This window comes from Maritalea porphyrae (assembly GCF_027213965.1).
In the GTDB taxonomy this organism is placed as follows: Bacteria; Pseudomonadota; Alphaproteobacteria; order Rhizobiales; family Devosiaceae; genus Maritalea; species Maritalea porphyrae_A.
In genome coordinates this window covers 770,267-789,213 of the sequence record NZ_JAPWGX010000001.1, presented here as the reverse complement: position 1 = coordinate 789,213, position 18,947 = coordinate 770,267, and the positions used below count along the sequence as shown (strand labels likewise).

Genomic DNA, 18,947 nt, shown 5'->3' with positions numbered 1-18,947 from the left:
GAGCCAAGTTTATGCGCATTGCCGTAGGCGGTTTGCACACAGAATGCAGCACATACACAGATGTGCTGCAAAAAACAGATGACTTCAAAGTGTTGCGTGGCGACGATTTGATGATCTCTGATTTTTTCAGCTTTTTGCCCCGATCAAAGGCAGAAATTGTGCCGCTTATGCATGCGCGATCAACCCCGGGTGGTGCGGTCAGCCGCTCCACCTACGATCTGTTCAAACAAGAGTTCCTATCAAGGCTCGAACTCGCCTTAACCGATGCGCCTATCGATGGCCTCTATTTGGCCATGCACGGCGCAGTGCATGTTGATGGTTTGGAGGATGCGGAAGGCGATTGGATAGAAGCCGCCAGAAAACGTGTGGGGCCAAGTTGTCCAATTTCCGTTTCATTCGATTTGCATGGCAACTTGTCGCAAAAGATCATCGACCAAATCGATCTGTTTACAGCCTTCCGGCACGCCCCGCATATTGATACGCTTGAAACAATGGAGCGGGCGCTCAACAATCTGATTAATGTTGTTGAAACTGGCGAACGACCATTTGTTGGGTGGGTACCCATTCCGGTGCTATTGCCTGGCGAACGCACCAGCACTGTAGATGAACCTGCAAAATCGCTATATGCACAACTCCCCGGTTTCGACAAGATCGATGGTATCACCGATGCATCTTTGATGGTGGGCTACGTGTGGGCAGATGTGGAACGCGCAAACGCCGCAGCGGTAATTACAGGCACGAACGAAGTTACTGTCAGGCAATCCGCCGAGCAATTGGCACAAAGCTATTTCGACGTGCGAGCTGAGTTTAAGTTTGGGCCCGTCACGGGTTCATTGTCCGATATGCTGGCCAAAGCAATCAAAAGCCCAACGCACCCAGTGGTGCTAACAGATTCGGGTGACAATCCGGGCGGTGGTGGCGTGGGTGATCGCGTGTGCGTGTTGCGATATTGCGTGCAAAACAATGTTCGTGGAGCGCTCATCATCGGCATTGCTGACGCACCGGCGGTGCAACAATGCTTCAAATTGGGGGAAGGGGTGTTCACCGATATCTGGCTGGGTGCCACACTGGACCCAGCCCGTTCAACGCCATGGCAAGGTCATGTGCGCATTGAGAAAATTGCCAAAGACAATAAGCGCGGCAACAGGATTGCATTGCTCAACTGTAACGGCATCAGGATTGTCATCTCAGACAGGCGGTACACATTTCACGAACCTGAAAATGTCGAACCGCTTGGCCTTGACTTAACCAAAGAGCGGATCGTCGTTATCAAGTGTGGCTATATTTCCCCCGCCATGGCTCAAATCGCCAATCCCAACCTCATGGCGCTAACCGATGGAGCGGTGAACCAAGATATAGCCTCGCTGCAAAACTTGCATCGGCCAAAACCAACCTATCCGTTTGAGAGTGACTTTGCGTTTAGACCAAAGTGCAAAACTTCCGCGCGTGTGACATCAAAATAGGTTTGACCAATTGACGATCTGAAATTGCCCGATTAAGCTTTGCTGGCTTCTTTCCCCATTTGGTTGGGTTGGTCCAATTGGACACTCTGCCAGAAAGCCTGCCAGCTTTATGTATTTCGTCATAGATGTTATCGCCCCCGTTTTTGTGATCGTTCTGATCGGCTATGTGGCGGTAAAGCTCAAGATCTTCCCCGGCAGTGGCATCAGCGCGCTGATTGCATTCACGAATAATTTTGCAGCGCCAATGCTGTTGTTCCGCGCCATGCTGACGCTCGATTTTGCGACAGCGCTAGACCCAAAAATCATTGCGCCATTCTATGTTGCGGGTTTGGCGGGCTTCGTGTTGGGCATTGTGCTGGCGCGCAAAACCTTTGCCTATCGTCCCGGTGAGGCGGTGTCTGTTGGATTTTCTGGCTGGTTCACCAATACAGTATTGCTCGGCATTCCAATTGTGCAGCGCGCTTATGGTGTTGAAGCATTGCCGATCATTTTTCTTATTATTGGTTTTCATGCACCCAGCTTGATGACCATCGGCATGATGACCATGGAGCTTTCACGGCGCGACGGCCGCCCACTTGGTGTCGCCATAATTGATGCGCTTAAGCGCATCGCAACCAATCCTTTATTGATCGGCATCGCCTGCGGCGTCACCCTGAACCTGAGCGGCCTGTCGCTGCCAAAGGTTTTGGATGACGCCACTATCATGATGGTCGCAGCAGTGCTGCCAACAGCTTTATTCGGTCTTGGTGCAGCGCTCACGCAATACTCAATCAAAAAGGCCGTGTGGCCCGCAGCAATGATGTCGCTGATTAAAACGCTGCTACATCCGTTTTTGGCGTGGGTAATCCTGGTGCCCATTTTAGGGGTGCCGCATGAGGTGTCGCGTGCGGTTGTATTGTTGGCCGCTATGCCGTCGGGCATAAATGCCTATATTTTTGCCACCTACTATAACCGTGCGCTTGACGTGGCCACCAGCACTGTGCTGCTTTCCACATTGATCAGCGTATTCTCAATCTCATTCTGGCTGTGGTTTCTATCATGAGAAAAATCCTGCTGGCGGGGCCTCTCCCGGCCGATTGTATTCAAATGTTGGACGCGCAATTTGAACTGTTCAAATTGTATGAAGCGGACAATCGAAGCGCATATTTGTTGGAACACGGCTATAAGATTGAAGGATTGAGTGGCGGCAAGGTGAGTGCTGAGCTAATTGCTCAACTCCCCAACCTTGAAATCATCGCAAACTATGGCGTTGGTTACGACAATATCGATATTGACGCCGCAAGAGCGCGGGGCGTCCGCGTTACCAATACCCCAAATCGTTTAAACGCTGCTGTAGCGGAATTGACTGTTGGTCTAATGGTATCGCTCGCCCGTCAGATCCCACAAAGTCATGATTATGTACGCACTGGCCGTTGGTCAACTGATGGGCAATGGCCCCTTACCGGTCAGCTTGCCGGTGCAAAGGCAGGAATTTTGGGGCTAGGGCGGATCGGCAAAGCGATCGCTACGCGGTTGACGGCATTTGATATGGAAGTCGCCTATCATGGGCGTACGCACCAAGAGGACCAACCTTACCATTATTTCGATAGTTTGCTCGACATGGCCAGCAATGTTGATTGGTTGGTGGTGATCGCGCCGGGCGGCGAGGGGACAAACAGAATAATCTCCCGTAAAGTTCTGGAGGCGTTGGGTTCAAACGGTTCGTTTGTCAATATCGCGCGCGGCAATATGGTGGATCAAGGCGCGTTGATTGACCTGCTGACAAATGGTGGTTTGCGCGGTGCAGCGTTGGATGTGTTTGATGGCGAGCCTGAGGTGCCACAAACTTTGCGAGAACTCAACAATGTCATCCTGTCGCCGCACAACGGCAGTGCCACCCGGCAAACCCGTGCACAAATGAGCAGTCAGGTCGTTGAAAACCTGATCGCCTATTTTGAAAATGGCGAACTGCTCGACAAAGTGGTCTGAGCAAAAAAATGCCCCGCACAATGGCGGGGCGAGTGGCCTCTTCGGTCAGGAAGCTGCTAATTTGCGGGCATGGCCGTTTCAACCAATTGCGCCCAATACGATGATCCGTAGGGGATCACTTCATCGTTGAAGTCGTATGTGTCTTGGTGAAGGCCAGCGGTGTCGCCATTGCCGATCATGATAAAGGCGCCAGGGCGCGCATTGGCCATGAAGGAAAAGTCTTCGCCACCCATGGTCGGCTCAACGTTCGTATCCACACGCTCTTCGCCCACCAATTTTTGCGCAATTGATGCGGCAAACGCGGTTTGCGCTGGTGCATTCATGGTCACTGGGTAGCCATCTTTATAGTCAACGTCAGCTTTGCCGCCAAAGCTTGCTGCAATTGCTTGTGCGGTCGAGATCAGCCGTGCTTTCACGTTTTCACGCACTTCAGGGTCGAGCGCCCGCACCGTGCCACAAATCTCCACGTTCATTGGAATAATGTTGAACGCCGAGCCACCATTGATTTTGGTGGTTGAAAGAACCGCCGACTGAATTGGGTCCACATTGCGTGACACAATCGTTTGTAATGCTGTGATGATATGCGCAGAAATCACAACCGGATCAACAGACAGGTGGGGCATAGCCGCATGGCTATCAACACCAGTGACTTTTATTGTCCACTGGTCCGCCGCCGCCATGATGCCGCCCTCGCGAATAGCAAATTGACCAACGGGAATGCCGGGGAAATTGTGCATGCCAAACACTTCTTCAATGCCAAAGCGCTCCATCATGCCATCGTCAACCATGGCTTTGCCGCCCGCGCCACCTTCTTCAGCTGGCTGGAAAATCACAGCAACCGTTCCGTCAAAATTGCGGGTTTCCGCCAGATATTTAGCAGCGCCCAAAAGCATTGCAGTGTGCCCATCATGCCCACAAGCATGCATGGCACCATCGGTTTTAGAGGCGTGCTCTAATCCCGTTTTTTCAAAGATCGGTAGCGCATCCATATCGGCGCGCAATCCAATGACACGGCCAGAGCCGGTTTTATTGCCTTTGATTATGCCAACGACGCCGGTTTGGCCAATGCCCGGCACAACTTCGTCACAGCCAAAGCTTTTGAGCAATTCCTCAACCTTGCCGGCGGTGCGGTGCACCTCATACAAGATTTCTGGGTTTTCATGCAGGTCGCGTCGCCATGCAGTAATCTCGTCATGAAACTCGGCGATACGATTGATAATAGGCACTGTAATCTCCCCGTAAGTCTTTTGTTATTCGCATGCATGCTCTTTTAAAGAGTTAGCCTTTGCGCAGTGGTTGGACCATTATTGTGCACCAACCTTTTCGCATTGAAAAGGGAAATGTCAGACAATAATCAACTTAATGCAAGCCTATCTCATGCTGTGCACCATTTTCTAGCGTCACAACGACAATATATCGCTCGTTCTCCAATCTAAGCACAAAATCGCCGTCGATAGGGGCGTTCAGCGGCCATTGCGCAATCACGTTTGGCGTAGGCAGCAATGACACGGCGTAAAGCACATTCCGGTTTGGACCGGGCAGTACCAAATCGGATACGCCGTCTTTGTTCACATCCACGACGGCGCTCATCTGCTGATGGCGCGACCCATTGCGATGGTTAGAATATCCATCCAATTCGGCAACCCGCTGCAATTTCCCATTTTCCAATCGCCAGAATTCTAGTCGCTTTGTCAAATGCGGCTTTTGCACCAAGGCGATTTCAAGAAACCCGTCGCCGTCAAAATCGGCGATGCCTGCTGGGTTTAGCCAACGAAACGGCAACCCAATATGCGGCGTTTGAGCCAGCAATTTTATGTCGTCTTTGATGGCAAAAACCGCCAGCGATGCCCCTTGCACTGCCGAACTCATCACAACGATCAATTCGTCATTCCCATCATTGTTTAAGTCAGCTAACCGAACATGACGATCCTCGAACACCAAATGTTGGGGCAAATCATATTGCAAAATGTCGCCATTCCGCATTTCAGCAACAAGGCTCGCGGCTTCATATCTGTCACCCAAAACAAAGTGCTGATAGCTTGTGGTTGGGTTCGCAAGCCACGCACGTGCCACCTGGTTTTCGCCAATTGAAACAAAGCTGTTTGGCAGTGGCGTTGGAGCTTGGGCCATCGCTGGCAAGCATGCCGACAATAGAAAAAGTAAAATGCCAGGCAGGGAAAAGAAGCGCATAGACGTGAAATCCTGATCAACTGGTCCAGAATTCTTAGTCTGAATAGAACGAATGGACGAAGCAAATCACTTGCTTGTTACGTCTGCGCTGGTTAACACAAATACCGTGCCAAAAACGGTACAAACATCCAAACCGGAACAAGGTCATGTTTGAAAATCTATCACCCGCACCACAAGACAAAATCATTGCGCTCATCGCTGAATTTGCTGCAGACGAGCGTGACAATAAGATCGATCTAGGCGTCGGCGTCTATAAAGACGCGACGGGCAATACGCCCATTATGACGGCTGTGCAAAAGGCGGAAGCCAAACGGGTGAAAGACCAAACCACCAAGACCTACGTAGGTATGGCGGGCAATATTGGCTTTAACAATTCAATGGTCGACCTAATTTTGGGCGACAGCGTTTCGCGCGATCGTGTGCGGGCAGCCCAAGCTCCCGGCGGCACTGGCGCTTTGCGCTTGATCGCAGATTTGCTCAATATCGCAAAGCCTGGCGCAACCGTTTATATTTCTGACCCAACCTGGCCAAACCACATTCCGTTGATGGAAGCTGCGGGTCTTAAAACAGCAACATACCCCTATTTTGACGCAGAAAAGCGTAACGTGCGTTTTGACGATCTTTGCGCCGCTGTCACCAAAATGACCAGCGACGATATCTTGTTGCTACACGGTTGCTGCCATAACCCAACTGGCGCAAACCTGACCAACGATCAGTGGGACAAGTTAACTGACATCATTGAAGATGCTGGTGTGTTTGTGCTGGTTGATATCGCATACCTTGGTTTTGGCGATGGCTTGGAAGAAGATGCGTACGGCTTGCGTAAACTTGCTTCAACCTTGTCTGAGATGGCAGTGGCGGCATCATGTTCCAAAAACTTTGGCCTTTACCGCGAACGTGTCGGCTGTGCCATGATCATCGGAACAGATGAGAATTCAGCCAACACAACCTTCTCGCAATTGCTTGGTGCGGCACGTGCCAACTATTCAATGCCACCCGATCACGGTGCGGAAATCGTCAACATTATCTTGAACGACAAAGACCTGCGCGCCGAATGGGAAGCCGAATTGACTGACGTGCGCAACCATATGGTCACGATCCGTGAAAACCTGGCAGAAGCCATGCGTAAACGCTCCAACAGCGCGGATTATGATTTCATTGCTCAGCACCGTGGCATGTTCTCTTTGATCGGCATTTCGCCAGAAGACGTGGCCAAACTGAAAAAAGACTATGGCGTCTATATGGTGGGTAACTCACGCATGAATATCGCTGGTCTTGGTGTTGATAAGATCGACATTTTCGCCGATGCATTGGCCGATTTGGCCCGCAAGTAGGCACCAAAGCCTAAATGAATTACGGGGCCTTCGGGCCCCGTTTTTGGCTGTCACCCTCTCTGCTTCCCTTTTTGAGGTGCGTCAATTATGAAAAGCATGCGGTGTGCTAACTTCTTTTAAAAATGGAGGTTAATCACAATGCCAAAACCCACTGACAGCGTCGACGCGTATATTGCGGACAAGAGTGAAGTTGTGCAGACGCTGCTGGTCAGTCTGCGCGAACTCGTAAATACGCACTTGCCGGATTCAAAAGAGGGCATGAAGTGGGGCGCACCTGTTTACAAGAATAAACACGACACACCTGTCGTCTATCTTTATGGGGGCAAAGACCACGCCAACTTGGGGTTTGTGCATGGCGCAAAACTAGATGATCCAGAAAACCTTTTAGAAGGAAAAGGCAAAGACGGGCGGCACATAAAGATCTATGCACAAAGCGACATCATAGTTCCCCACCTGATCCCACTATTGCACCAGTGTGCTGATATTACTTAGCGAATTTTGGGAGGGCAAGATTAGGTGAGTTTTTTCAACATTGTTGCTAATTGTACCATTTCATTTTCGCTGAGTTTTTCGCCCAACGCTTTTTGCATCGCCGGGCCGTAAACGGCCCACATTTTAAGCCGCGTTTTTCGTCCTTGGTCGGTGATGGACAAGGCAACCCCACGGCCGTCTTCTGGGCAGTCGTGTTTGGCAATCAGCCCCTGTGCTTCCATCCGATTAATCAACCGCGACATGCCATATTGCGGCAACAATAATTTTGGTTGCAGCTCAAATGCGCGCAGGCCGCATTCAGAGGTTTGTTCAAGTTCCCACAACACATCATACCACGACAAGTTGGGAAGTCCGGCCTTCTTTAGTTCAGCTTCAATTGCCTCATGCGCCAGTGTGTGCGCCCGAAACAGTGCCGCCCATGCTTTTTGCGTATGCTCACTTGGTATCACCATAATGTGAAGGTAGATGCAGTTGCATCTAAATGCAAGTCCATATAGGTAGATGCAGTTGCATGTTTATGGAGATGAAAATGCCTAACTACAAATTGATAAGCTTCCCACTTTGCCCCTATGTTCAGCGCGCTCTAATCGTATTGGCGGAAAAAGACGTACCCTTCGAGCGGATTGATATCGACCTTGCCAACAAACCGGATTGGTTCTTGAAGCTCTCACCCTTGGGCAAAGTGCCGGTGCTGCAAGCTGATGACAACGTTCTGTTTGAAAGCCAGGTGATCGCAGAGTATCTTGATGAAGTTACCCCGGGTTCGCTGCACCCAACAGACCCGCTGCAAAAAGCCAAGCACCGCGCCTGGATCGAATTTGCATCCCAAACATTGGCAACCCTATGGGGGTTATATACCGCAGAAACACAGGAAGTGTTTGAAACAAAACGCAAAGAGCTCTTAGAAAAATTCGCGCGAGTCGACGAACAGATCGAAGGCCGGTTTTTTGCCGGTGACAATTTCCACCTGGTGGACGGCGTTTGGGGAACCGTTTTCCGCTACATCCAAACATTTGAAACGCTTGGCGACTTTGATTTTTACCAAGGGTCTGAAAAATTGCGCGCGTGGCACAATGCCGTTTTGGCCCGCCAGAGCGTAATCGATGCGGCGCCATCAAACTATAACGACCAGCTATTGGCCTTTGTTAAAAAGCGAGATGGCTATTTGGCAACTTTGGTCAAAACGGAAATCGCGGCCTAACTTGGCGGCAGTTTTACGCTTTCGTTGTTGAGGCGAGGCGTCAAATGAATACCCGCAATCATGCAACGCACAGAGCCGCCGGCCATTTCAATGGTCGGCACGTTCAAAGGAAGTAGCTTTGCGCTTTTGCTAATGATGCGTTTTTGATCCACGCTAAGTGCGTCAATTGCAGTCTGAGATAGCGCCAATAGGCGACCATCGGTGCCCGATAATTCGATCGCATTTCCCGCGAACGACGCGATCTGATCTGCGCTTAAATTAATAACAGTGCGGCCCGACTGCTCAAAGCGTTCAATAATTTCGGCGCGGCGCACTGGGTTGACAATCATATCGGTTGAAATCAGCACAAAGTCAGTGGCGATGCACATCAAAACATTCGTGTGGTAAACATCGGCGCCACTTTCATCTTGTGCCTCAAACACCATTGGCTCGTAACCAAAATGCGTGCAGAACCGTTCGAGCGCGATCGGATCGAGGCGGTTGGATTTGACCGCATAGGCGACCCGTTCAACATGGTCCAAAACCATTGCTCCGGTGCCTTCAAGAAAAATATGATCTGGCTCTAGGCCAGAATAATCCACGACTTCTTGAACGCGATAACAGCGCTTCAGTTCTTCGATAACGTCGGCCCGGCGTTCCTTGCGGCGGCTTGGCGCATACATTGGATAGATAGCAATGTGCCCGCCCGGATGGGTGGAAAACCAATTGTTTGGAAAAACGCTGTCCGGCGTTTCAGTGCCTTCATCATCAAATAAATGCACCCGTACGCCATATGTTTCAAGCTTGGCGACGGCCTGGGTCACTTCGTCAAACGCACGTTTGGCAATCTCATTTGCGCTCACGTCTGTCGGGTGCTTTTGAAATTTATTGTCGCCTGCGGTTTCCGTATTTGGGTGGAAATGGTGCGGGCGCACCATCACCACCGCGCTCGGAGCTTGAACGCTTCGCCGTTTCTGCAACATTGGTTTTAGCTCGCTGCCTGCTCTGGCGTTTTGGCGCGCTGCACCATGCCGAAAAGATCACGTGGATCGTCCGGGTCGGCAATCATGTCCAAATCTTCATAAAAGCCAGTGGCTTTATAGTGATCACGCAAATAGCGTAACGCAGAGAAATCCTCTACTGCAAAGCCAACACCATCAAACAGTGTGATTTGCCCATCATCTTTACGGCCCTGTGCTTTGCCCGTAATCACTTCCCACAATTCAGTCACCGGATAATCATCGTCCAATTGCTGAATTTCGCCTTCAATGCGGGTTTGCGGTGTATATTCCACAAAAATGCCAGAGCGCAGCAAAATGTCTTTGTGCAACTCAGTCTTGCCCGGGCAGTCGCCGCCAATGGCGTTAATATGCAAGCCGGCGCCAACCATATTGTCGGTCAGGATCGTCGCATATTGTTTGTCGGCCGTGCAGGTGGTCACAATGTGAGCGCCTTCAAGCGCTTCTTGGGAAGAAGTGCAGCTCACCACTTTCAGCCCACGACCGGCCAAATTGCGCGCGCACTTTTCAGTGGCAGCGGGATCGATGTCAAACAATCGGACCTCTTCAATGCCCAATATGGTTTTGAACGCCAACGCTTGGAATTCTGATTGCGCACCATTGCCGATCATCGCCATTGTTTTGGCACCCTTGGCCGCCAAATGCTTTGCAGCAACCGCTGAAGTGGCTGCAGTACGTAGAGCGGTCAAAATCGTCATTTCAGACAATAGAACCGGATAACCGGTTTCAACGTCCGCCAACATGCCAAATGCTGTTACGGTCTGCAGACCTTCTTTAGTATTGGCAGGGTGCCCGTTTACATACTTAAAGCCATAAACTTCACCATCGCTGGTGGGCATCAATTCAATGACACCTTTTTCGGAGTGGGAAGGAACTCGAGGCGTTTTGTCAAAAAGCTCCCACCGCTTAAAATCGTCCTCAACATAACCGGCGATGCCCTTGAGCATATTCTCTACGCCGATCTGCAACACGATTTTCATCATGTGATCCACACTTACGAACGGCACAATATTTAGCGAATTGGGGTCAAACTTCATTGATTTATGGCCCTGATGTTGCAACCCATAGGTTGTCAGAATTGGTAAAGACCAATTCTAGCGTGTGAAAATTTCAAAGAAAATGGCAAAAGCTTGCAAAATTTCGCATAAAACTATAAAAAACGTCAGACCAATATGTAAAAATGGCAGGTGTTTGTGCAAAGCGACAAATTCATCCTTGATTCACTGGACCATGAACTGGTTTCCCTTTTGCGATCCGATGGGCGCGCGTCCTTGGCCAAACTGGCGGAAGTGCTCAAAGTTTCGCGGGGCACCGTGCAAAACCGTCTTGACCGTCTGATGGCGTCCGGCACCTTGCTCGGCTTCACCGTGCGGGTACGCGAAGACTATGACAACGATCAGGTGCGTGCGGTTATGATGATCGAAATTGCTGGCAAATCCACAGCTGAAATCGTGCGCAAACTGCGGGGTCTGCCTCAAGTGAGTTCGATTCACTCCACCAATGGCAATTGGGACCTCATCGCCGACATTCGCGCCGGATCATTGTCCGAATTCGACAGCGTCTTGCGCAAAGTACGCATGATTGATGGGATCTTAAATTCGGAAACAAATTTATTGTTGGCTGCGGTCTAAGCTTGGGCGTTCTTTAAAAGGCGCACAGATCTTGGCATTGAATAAGCATCAAATGGTTCACCGCCCGGTGCGCCGCTGATCAAACCATCATGTGCCATGGATATTGAAGGCTTATCTTGCAAAGGGGACATCGGCCGTCATTACATTGCCAGAATCGTTGAACTCGACTTCAAAATAGACGATGATCGTTCCACCCTCGAGCACAAGCCTTGCGCCAATTCGCACATCGCTTCCGCTGCGGTCCTTCTTTTTCTCTTTCAAGTTGAAGCTGATGGTATCGCCCCGTTGGATACCAACGGCCAAACCTGTAAATCCAACATTTGTACTCATGGCACCTTCATAGCGACGGTTCTCTTCGACATATGCAATGGTGCCGTTGACGGAAAGAGTTGTCGTGATCAAGGTGCAACGACCTGAATAGTTGATTTTTGCGTCTTTGCCTTCTGTCACGGAAAGCCGACAGCGGAACGGATCGGGTTTGTCGCTTCCCACCAATATGCTTTCGCCGCGCCAGTTGCCGACATAGGAATTGAGCAAAGTTTGTTCTCTACTGCCTGACTGCGCAGCGGTTGCCCCAACAACAGTCAAACAAAAGGTCAATACAACTAAAAAGGACTTGGATATTTTCATCACGATTCGTTGGTCCATACATTCACAAGAGACAGACGTTGCACATATTTGCGTATATTAAACAGCAAAGCCGACTGCCTTTGAATAAAAAACACGAATTCTACAACTTCGTGAAGATTAAATACGAAAAACTTTGAAGAATGATGGACAACAGCGGCGAAAGACGCATTAATTTGCATTAAACGTATGTCCAAATTTATTTTCGCTTCCCAAAAACATCGGGTAGCATCGAAGGGGTTTAAGTGAATCGTGTTTTATGGAGCCGGATCAAGTGATTAGTTCAGGCGCCCCAATTATCAATGTCGCAGATGTGAATTACAGTTTGGAGATAGCCTCCGGCAAATTGCAAATCCTGCGGAATGTGTCCTTACAAGTCGAACCTGCCGAGGTTGTGGCCATTGTTGGCCCATCGGGAAGTGGCAAGACTTCTCTTTTGATGTTGCTGGCCGGGCTAGAGCAAGCAACTTCAGGGCAAGTGATTGTAAATGGCGAAGATCTTACGGGGATGAGCGAAGATGAACTCGCCCGCTTTCGGCGCAATACGCTTGGCATTGTTTTCCAGAGCTTTCATCTCATACCTTCATTGTCGACCCTTGATAATGTCGGACTGGCGCTCGAAATTGCCTCGCCTGAACTCTCATTGTCCGAAGTTCATAAATTGGCAACTCAGGCCCTTGCTTCTGTTGGGCTAGAATCTCGACTTGACCATCGTCCAACGGCTCTATCGGGGGGCGAACAACAACGTGTCGGGTTGGCGCGAGCAATGGTGGCCAATCCGCCATTGTTGCTGGCGGACGAGCCGACCGGAAACCTTGATCAGAAAACCGGCGAATTGGTCATTGAGTTACTATTCGACCTTGCGCGAAAACGCGGCACATCGGTTGTTTTGGTCACGCACGACCCGGCCTTAGCGGCGCGCGCGGATAGGGTCGTCACAATGACCGCAGGCGAATTGTCCGAAACCTTGGATGCACACTAATGACCGCTATTCGGGCTGCCATTCGAACTGGTCTGTTGGATATGCGCGGCGACTTGCGCCGATTTATACTGCTCGTGGTTTGCCTTGCCGTCGGGACGGCACTGATTGCCGGTGTCAGTTTTGTGGGGGCCAGCATCACCCGAGCGGTCGATTTGGATGCCGCCAAGCTGATGGGCGGAGATCTTGAACTCTCGCGCGCTGACCGGTGGGCAACCAACGAAGAACTGCAAATATTGAGCGGCTATGGGGCCATTTCGACCGTAATGGACACAAATGTGCGCGCCCAAGCAGGGGCGCGTGATGCATTTGTGGATTTGATGGCCGTTGGTGAAACATATCCGCTGCTTGGACAGGTTGTTGGTCAGCCATTGCCAAGCAAAGCATCTGTTTTTGAGTTTTTGTCAGAACGAGACGGCGTTTTTGGTGCGTTGGTCGACCCCCTTATGCTGGACCAGCTTGATTTAAAAGTGGGCGACACTTTCAGGCTTGGTGGCACTGATTTTCAGGCGCGCGGACAGCTGCTGCAACTGCCTGATGGGCCGGTGCGAGGCTATAGACTGGGCCTAACCACACTTATTAGCACCGCAGGGCTGAAAACCATATCTGATCGCTCATCTCCATTGCCGGGGTTGGGCAATTGGCTTCGCTATAAATTGCTCCTAGTTGATCATGACCGTAACGACGCAAAAGCTAACCTTGATCGCATCTTCGCCAGCTCAGGTTGGACCGTGCGCACTGCGCGCGACGGTTTGGGCGCGATGGTGAGATATTACGATCAATTCATGCGGTTTCTAGTGATCGTCGGGCTCGGGTCCTTGTTGATCGGTGGCGTCAGTGTTTGGACCAGCATGCAAGCCTACATTGCTGAACGTTCAAGCATGATTGCTGTTATGCGCAGTATGGGCGCTAAGCGATCGCGCATATTTGTCCATTTTTTTTCGCAAGTAACCATGTTGGCAAGCGTTGGTGTTGCCATAGGTTTGGCCGTTGGGTTGGGCTCTGCAGTTGTGCTTCTGCCGTTCGTCGGCGAAGCCATTGGTGTAAAACTTGTCCCTACCACTCAAGTGCAGCCAGCATTGGTGGCCGCCGGAAGTGGTTTCCTCACAGCCTTCGCATTCTCCTACATTCCATTGCAACAAGCGCAAGCCGTGCGTCCGGTGCTTTTGTTCCGCGCAAAAGGGTTGTCAGCCCTTCCTGTCAATTGGGGTGCGCTTGCAAGCCCTTGGCAGATATTGCTGATTGTGATCTCCATTGTCGCATTCGTCGGTCTGGCCTTCGCCATGACGGGTGATTTGGTTTTGGTCGCAGCATTTGGAGCTGCAAGCGTCTTGTCCGCAATTGCGCTGCAACTCTTTGTATGGCTTGTTCGTTTTATTCTGTTGAAACTGCCCGAGCCGCCAACAAAAATCCTGCGTCAAGCATTAAGGGCCATACTTGGGGCCGGGTCTAATGCCTCCGCCGTTGTGGTTTCAGTCGGCATGGCAATGGCAATGCTAATTCTTGTGATGGTATTGCAAGGCAACTTGAGGCAAGAGTTTTTGGGAGCCTCCGCATTTGACGTGCCAACATTGGTTGCGGCTGATCTATTTCCGGATGAAGTCGAAATCCTCGAAGAAATGGTTGGGCCAGCCAGTGGCATTACGTTGCTCAGCTCCACGCCAATGTTGCGCAGTGCGCTTGTTGAAATCAACGGCGCTGCTGCAACAGATGTGCGCACGCGCGGCCCAGAGGCTGGATTTCTGCTTTCAGGTGAAGTGCCCGTAACCGCTCGCCCCCAACTGCCCGCATCATCAAAGGTGGTTGCAGGTGAGTGGTGGCCACAAGATTACCAAGGGCCCGGACTTGTTTCCCTGCACCAAAACCTGCGTTCAGGGTTGGGCGTCGACATTGGTGACACCCTAACATTTTCATTTTTTGGCGAGCTGCTAACCGTCAAAGTCGCCAGTTTTCGCGATTACTCTTGGCAAGGCGGTATCGACTTTCTTGTAACGTTTTCTCCCGGCGTCGTTGAACAATATCCATCAACCCTGTTCGCAGCGGTCACAGCAGCGCCAGGTCAGGAAAATGCTGTTGAGCGCGCACTCGCTGCAGCTTTGCGCGACGTCCGCTTCATCGCCATTGGTGACACACTTGAGCAGATAACAGGCGCATTGAGCCAAATCTCAATTGCTGCATCGCTTGTTGGGGGGCTGGCTGTTGGCAATGGCTTGCTTGTCTTGATAGGCAGCTTGGCCACAGGCCGACGACAGCGCGAAACAGACACTTTGATCACCAGGGTGCTTGGCGCCACGCGGGGCACGCTTATCATCACTGCCCTCGTGCAATATTTGATACTTGCCGCCATTGCCGCGCTGCCAGCAACTGGAATTGGTGTGGGGCTAGGTTGGATCGTTAGTCTTTTGATGCTGGACGTCGATTTCACTTTGGACTTTTACGTTCTCGCAATTGTATTGCTTTTGGCGATCGTCACAACTGCGTTGCTCGGAGGCACGACAATCCTTCGTGCCGCGTCAGCGCGTCCCGCTAGATTCCTGCGAGATCTTTAATTTGCATTGCAGAAACGCTTATTTTCTCAAAGTGTTCTGCCCAAACCATGCTTGCATTCTGTCGGCAAAATCATGTCTCCAGCTTAAGGCTGGTTTTTCAACAAAGTAGTATGATGCGGCGGCAAGTGCGATTGTTATTGGAGTGGCAATTAGAAACAGCGAAGGCGCGCTAAGCCAAGGCAACACAGAAATCGCCATCTGTTTTACAGTAAATCCATAGATGTAAATGCCATAAGAAAAATCACCCCAATTATTGAACATTCGAATGGTTCCAGAAGGGACATATGCGGCCCAGATTGTGCCGTATCCAAGAGATACAATAAGCGCGAACTGATACGCGTCGGTTTTACTTAAGGCAAATGTTACAAGGCACAGCGCAAAGACCACCGGCAGATTCAAAGGCAACTTGTCTCGGTAGATATACCCAGTTGCGCCAACCAAATAGCACAAACCAAAACGCAGCATGTGATCAAAGGGTGCGAAATTGTCTCGCAAATCAGTGGCAACCGAAATCAGAATATATGCAATAGAGAAAGCGCCCAGAACGGCTGCAAATTTCTTCTTATCTGCCAATATGCCGAAAAGGCCCAGAAAGGCCACGCCAATGTACGCTGCGGCCTCCCATCTTAGTGTCCAAAGTGGGGTATTGATCTCACCTGCGGCAGGCAAGTTGTCAAATACGCCCGGCAAGAGCTGATTATCATCAACTAGGGAACCCGTAATTGGCACATACAGCCAAGTTTGCAGCTTTGCGAAATACTCCAAAAAACTCAACTGGGTGAAAACTGGGCCAAACACAAAAGCAGAAAGCAGCGCGGCAACAAATAGCCCTGGCAACAGGCGCAATATTCTTGCTGCAGCATACTTCCAAATGCTATTCGATCGCACATAGCTTTGAGCCATAAGGAAGCCGCTTATGACAAAGAAAACATTCACCGCCAAACTGCCCAACGTATATCCAAGTTCCACAGAAAGCGGTTCAATAGCGTCATTGCCGCCAACAACAATCGCAGCGTGGCTCCACACGACGCTGAGCGCCGCCAAAAACCGCAACAGATTGTAGTTATTATTGCGCCCGTCCATATAGTATTCGATAGTTTTAGCCATAATATCGATCCGTATCTGTTCCGCTGAATAAAGTGCAAAACGACGAGTTTCCTTGGTGCTGTTACTTGGTTGCGCTTTTGAACTCGCTCATTGGCGTCGCTGCCTTTCGATATCGACCAACTTTTGCATCTCGACCAATGGTATCGCGCCTGGCGCGATTTGATCGCCAAAGACAAATGATGGTGTGCCAGAAAAACCGATTGCATTTGCCAACTGCATCGAAAGGGAAATGTGTTGGTCTATTGCTTCACTTTTCATGTCTTGCTGCAGTTTTTTTAGGTCTAGATCTAAGTCTGCAGCGGCCGCTAATACTGTTTGCGGATTTGCTTGGCGCAGGCTCATCAACGCCCAGTGCATGGCTTCATACTTGCCTTGTTCCCTTGCTGCCAATGCAGCTCGTGCCGCAAATACTGAGTTTTCGCCCAAGACCGGCCACTCGCGGTACACTAACTTGATGTCGGCGTCGTGATTGATTAGCTCAAGGACATCTGGCGCGACTTGTTTGCAGTAGGGGCAATTGTAGTCAAAGAACTCCACCACGACGATGCTCCCATCTGGATTACCCAACACAGGCGCATTTGGATCGTTTTCAAGTTCCTTGCGGAAATGATCGAGCTTTGACTTAACGTTTTCCATTTGGCGTTGCTCATCTTGGGCACGCAAAAGGGTAATTGCTTGGGCTATTATTTCTGGATTTTCAAGTATGGCTTCCAAAGCCAACTGTTTGATACGAGCATCATCGTTTTGGTCGGCGATCGCGAATGACGAGAACGCTGCAAACAAGGCAGCAAAGAGGAAGGATAAGCTGGTCTTAAACATGGGTCGTTTCCTATTTCGATGGCTCATTCATTGCGTCATGTCGCAATTGAATTTCGGCGGGCCATTTTGATTTGATGTAAGCGAGTGCAGCCAGGATCTCTTGATCTTCCAGGACCCCATCATAAATGGGCATATCGGTTTGATAGTCAGGATTGTTGGTGAGTTTGGCAAGACCAAACTTGGTTATGGCGATGAGTAATTCGTCACGGTGATGCCAAGTGTGCCCGGTTTCATCGTGCGGAGGCGCTGGCAGTCGTCCCGTGTCCTTGCGCGTTTGCCAATTTGGCTCACCTTGCAACTCGTCGCCGTGACACGACGCGCAATTCTCGTTGTAAACGGCCTCGCCCAATCTCACACTGCTTTCGTCCGCATAGGGTATCACGGATGCTAAAGGGGAAGCGTTTTGGGAAACGCCAATGCTCGCCCACAAAATGGCTGTTAGCCCAACCGCACTAACGCCGCCAATGACCATTGATTTCATCTTCATATTGTCCTCACACCACAATGATTGGAGTTTTATTTGGAACCCGCTGATACAGGTCGATAATGTCATGATTGAATAGGCGCACACATCCGCTTGAGACGGCTTTGCCGATGCTCCAATATTCGGGCGTGCCGTGTAGTCGGTAGAGCGTGTCTTTCCCACCCTGAAAAATGTACAACGCACGTGCGCCCAATGGGTTTTCCAAACCAGGCGGCATGCCGCCATTCTCGTAGCTGTATTTTTCAAGCTCTGGCTGCCGGGCAATCATTTCTGTCGGGGGTGTCCAGGTTGGCCACTTTCGTTTCCATTGGATTACAGCGCGACCGGACCATGCAAAACCAGCGCGGCCTAACCCAACCCCATATCGAATTGCCCGCCCTTTGGGCTGGACCAAATAGAGGTAGAAGGCTGAAGTATCAACAACAACTGTGCCGGGTTGTTCGCTGGTGCGATATAGCACTTCTTGGCGATAGAAGCGGGCTTCGATTTTATCGGCGTCTATTGCGGGAATTGCAAATTGCTCACTTGGCAAAGGCCCATACATTGCATTTGCCGCATCGGATAACGGCGTTGGGTTTGTTTGTATGCCTTTGCTTGAAGCGCAAGCGCCAACTAGTCCAGTAATCGCCAAAGCGGAACCAGTTTGAATAAACCTTCGACGTGAAGGGGTACGCGTTTCATTCGTCATAAATATTGCCACATAGCTTTGCGGTCGCGTCCAAAAGACACGCAACCATTTGATTGAGAGTTTTGAGTGTTTGCTATGGAGCGATCGTGATCGGAGGTGGGGCGTTCAGAGCTAAAACGATGGCACGAAGTAACTTGCCGGTTTGGCGCTCTAACTCTGGCTTGTGCTGTCCAGACATTGCAGTGCCCAGACCAAACATGGCAATTGAACAATCGCTGGCGCAACGTGATTTGCTGTGATCCATTTTCTCGGTTTCACAGCAGTCTGTGTCATCCATTTGCATAATTGTTGCGATGACGAGGTCATGTTCGGCAGAAGCAGCGCGCGCACTTGCCATTGCCGCCACCAATTGGGTGGACAACAATATACAAGCAACAATGATAGTGATCAAAACGCGCATATTTCCCTTTTACTATG

General features: G+C 50.5%; 20 protein-coding genes. 9 read left to right on the top strand and 11 right to left on the bottom strand.

Annotation, left to right across the window (positions count from 1 at the left end):
- Positions 1–11 precede the first annotated feature (11 nt).
- The 3 genes from O4H47_RS04075 to O4H47_RS04065 all read left to right on the top strand — a co-directional run bounded on the left by O4H47_RS04075 (position 12) and on the right by O4H47_RS04065 (position 3,431).
- Complete coding sequence (locus tag O4H47_RS04075; protein ID WP_269392663.1) at positions 12–1,463, top strand: M81 family metallopeptidase; 1,452 nt, start codon at positions 12–14, stop codon at positions 1,461–1,463.
- Between the two features lie 109 nt (positions 1,464–1,572).
- Positions 1,573–2,505: an AEC family transporter gene (locus tag O4H47_RS04070; RefSeq protein WP_269392662.1), complete on the top strand. Its 933-nt coding sequence runs from the start codon at positions 1,573–1,575 to the stop codon at positions 2,503–2,505.
- Positions 2,502–3,431: a 2-hydroxyacid dehydrogenase gene (locus O4H47_RS04065; RefSeq protein ID WP_269392661.1), complete on the top strand. Its 930-nt coding sequence runs from the start codon at positions 2,502–2,504 to the stop codon at positions 3,429–3,431. The genes O4H47_RS04070 and O4H47_RS04065 overlap by 4 nt, the downstream gene beginning before the upstream one ends.
- Positions 3,432–3,487: 56 nt before the next feature.
- Here the strand turns inward: O4H47_RS04065 and O4H47_RS04060 are convergent, their stop codons facing one another.
- Together O4H47_RS04060 and O4H47_RS04055 are read right to left on the bottom strand one after the other, a co-directional pair.
- Complete coding sequence (locus O4H47_RS04060) at positions 3,488–4,657, bottom strand: M20 aminoacylase family protein (protein ID WP_269392660.1); 1,170 nt, start codon at positions 4,655–4,657, stop codon at positions 3,488–3,490.
- 133 nt (positions 4,658–4,790) lie between these two features.
- Entirely contained in the window at positions 4,791–5,621 is an 831-nt protein-coding gene (locus O4H47_RS04055; protein WP_269392659.1) for an FG-GAP repeat domain-containing protein, read from the bottom strand.
- 146 nt (positions 5,622–5,767) lie between these two features.
- On the opposite strand from O4H47_RS04055, the gene O4H47_RS04050 reads away from it, so the two are divergent.
- Positions 5,768–6,955 carry an aromatic amino acid transaminase gene (locus tag O4H47_RS04050; RefSeq protein WP_269392658.1) on the top strand — a complete coding sequence of 396 codons (1,188 nt, stop codon included), beginning with the start codon at positions 5,768–5,770 and terminating at the stop codon, positions 6,953–6,955.
- Positions 6,956–7,093: 138 nt separating this feature from the next.
- Positions 7,094–7,447, top strand: coding sequence for a DUF1801 domain-containing protein (locus O4H47_RS04045; RefSeq protein WP_269392657.1), 354 nt, complete (start codon positions 7,094–7,096; stop codon positions 7,445–7,447).
- Between the two features lie 20 nt (positions 7,448–7,467).
- Here the strand turns inward: O4H47_RS04045 and O4H47_RS04040 are convergent, their stop codons facing one another.
- The gene (locus O4H47_RS04040) at positions 7,468–7,899 is read right to left on the bottom strand and encodes a MarR family winged helix-turn-helix transcriptional regulator (protein ID WP_269392656.1); all 432 of its coding nucleotides are present in this window, start codon (positions 7,897–7,899) and stop codon (positions 7,468–7,470) included.
- A 77-nt stretch (positions 7,900–7,976) separates the two neighbouring features.
- Here O4H47_RS04040 and O4H47_RS04035 point away from each other — a divergent pair, with 77 nt between their 5' ends.
- A complete protein-coding gene (locus tag O4H47_RS04035) occupies positions 7,977–8,648 on the top strand; it encodes a glutathione S-transferase family protein (RefSeq protein WP_269392655.1) in 672 nt (223 codons plus the stop codon).
- On the opposite strand, the gene ctlX is transcribed toward O4H47_RS04035, so the two are convergent.
- Positions 8,645–9,610, bottom strand: coding sequence for a citrulline utilization hydrolase CtlX (gene ctlX / locus O4H47_RS04030; protein WP_269392653.1), 966 nt, complete (start codon positions 9,608–9,610; stop codon positions 8,645–8,647). The two genes, O4H47_RS04035 and ctlX, sit on opposite strands and share 4 nt — an antisense overlap.
- Before the next feature lie 5 nt (positions 9,611–9,615).
- On the bottom strand, positions 9,616–10,683 hold the full coding sequence (locus O4H47_RS04025; protein WP_269392652.1) for an ornithine cyclodeaminase: 1,068 nt from the start codon (positions 10,681–10,683) through the stop codon (positions 9,616–9,618).
- A gap of 156 nt (positions 10,684–10,839) precedes the next feature.
- Between O4H47_RS04025 and O4H47_RS04020 the strand changes: the two genes are divergently transcribed.
- Entirely contained in the window at positions 10,840–11,277 is a 438-nt protein-coding gene (locus O4H47_RS04020) for an Lrp/AsnC family transcriptional regulator (protein WP_269392651.1), read from the top strand.
- 111 nt (positions 11,278–11,388) lie between these two features.
- Here O4H47_RS04020 and O4H47_RS04015 read toward each other — a convergent pair whose 3' ends face one another.
- The gene (locus O4H47_RS04015; protein ID WP_269392650.1) at positions 11,389–11,925 is read right to left on the bottom strand and encodes a hypothetical protein; all 537 of its coding nucleotides are present in this window, start codon (positions 11,923–11,925) and stop codon (positions 11,389–11,391) included.
- Between the two features lie 238 nt (positions 11,926–12,163).
- Here O4H47_RS04015 and O4H47_RS04010 point away from each other — a divergent pair, with 238 nt between their 5' ends.
- Together O4H47_RS04010 and O4H47_RS04005 are read left to right on the top strand one after the other, a co-directional pair.
- Entirely contained in the window at positions 12,164–12,886 is a 723-nt protein-coding gene (locus tag O4H47_RS04010) for an ABC transporter ATP-binding protein (RefSeq protein ID WP_419719586.1), read from the top strand.
- Positions 12,886–15,432: an ABC transporter permease gene (locus tag O4H47_RS04005; protein ID WP_269392648.1), complete on the top strand. Its 2,547-nt coding sequence runs from the start codon at positions 12,886–12,888 to the stop codon at positions 15,430–15,432. Before O4H47_RS04010 ends, O4H47_RS04005 begins: the two co-directional genes overlap by 1 nt.
- 18 nt (positions 15,433–15,450) lie before the next feature.
- Here the strand turns inward: O4H47_RS04005 and O4H47_RS04000 are convergent, their stop codons facing one another.
- The 5 genes from O4H47_RS04000 to O4H47_RS03980 form a co-directional block, all read right to left on the bottom strand.
- On the bottom strand, positions 15,451–16,539 hold the full coding sequence (locus O4H47_RS04000) for an acyltransferase family protein (RefSeq protein ID WP_269392647.1): 1,089 nt from the start codon (positions 16,537–16,539) through the stop codon (positions 15,451–15,453).
- An 87-nt stretch (positions 16,540–16,626) separates the two neighbouring features.
- The gene (locus tag O4H47_RS03995) at positions 16,627–17,358 is read right to left on the bottom strand and encodes a DsbA family protein (protein WP_269392646.1); all 732 of its coding nucleotides are present in this window, start codon (positions 17,356–17,358) and stop codon (positions 16,627–16,629) included.
- Between the two features lie 10 nt (positions 17,359–17,368).
- Positions 17,369–17,845, bottom strand: a complete 477-nt coding sequence (locus O4H47_RS03990) for a c-type cytochrome (RefSeq protein ID WP_269392645.1) — start codon at positions 17,843–17,845, stop codon at positions 17,369–17,371.
- A gap of 7 nt (positions 17,846–17,852) precedes the next feature.
- Positions 17,853–18,530 (bottom strand): L,D-transpeptidase, encoded by a 678-nt coding sequence (locus tag O4H47_RS03985; protein WP_269392644.1) that lies wholly within the window; start codon positions 18,528–18,530, stop codon positions 17,853–17,855.
- Positions 18,531–18,603: 73 nt separating this feature from the next.
- Positions 18,604–18,930, bottom strand: a complete 327-nt coding sequence (locus O4H47_RS03980; RefSeq protein WP_269392643.1) for a hypothetical protein — start codon at positions 18,928–18,930, stop codon at positions 18,604–18,606.
- Between the last annotated feature and the right edge of the window lie 17 nt (positions 18,931–18,947).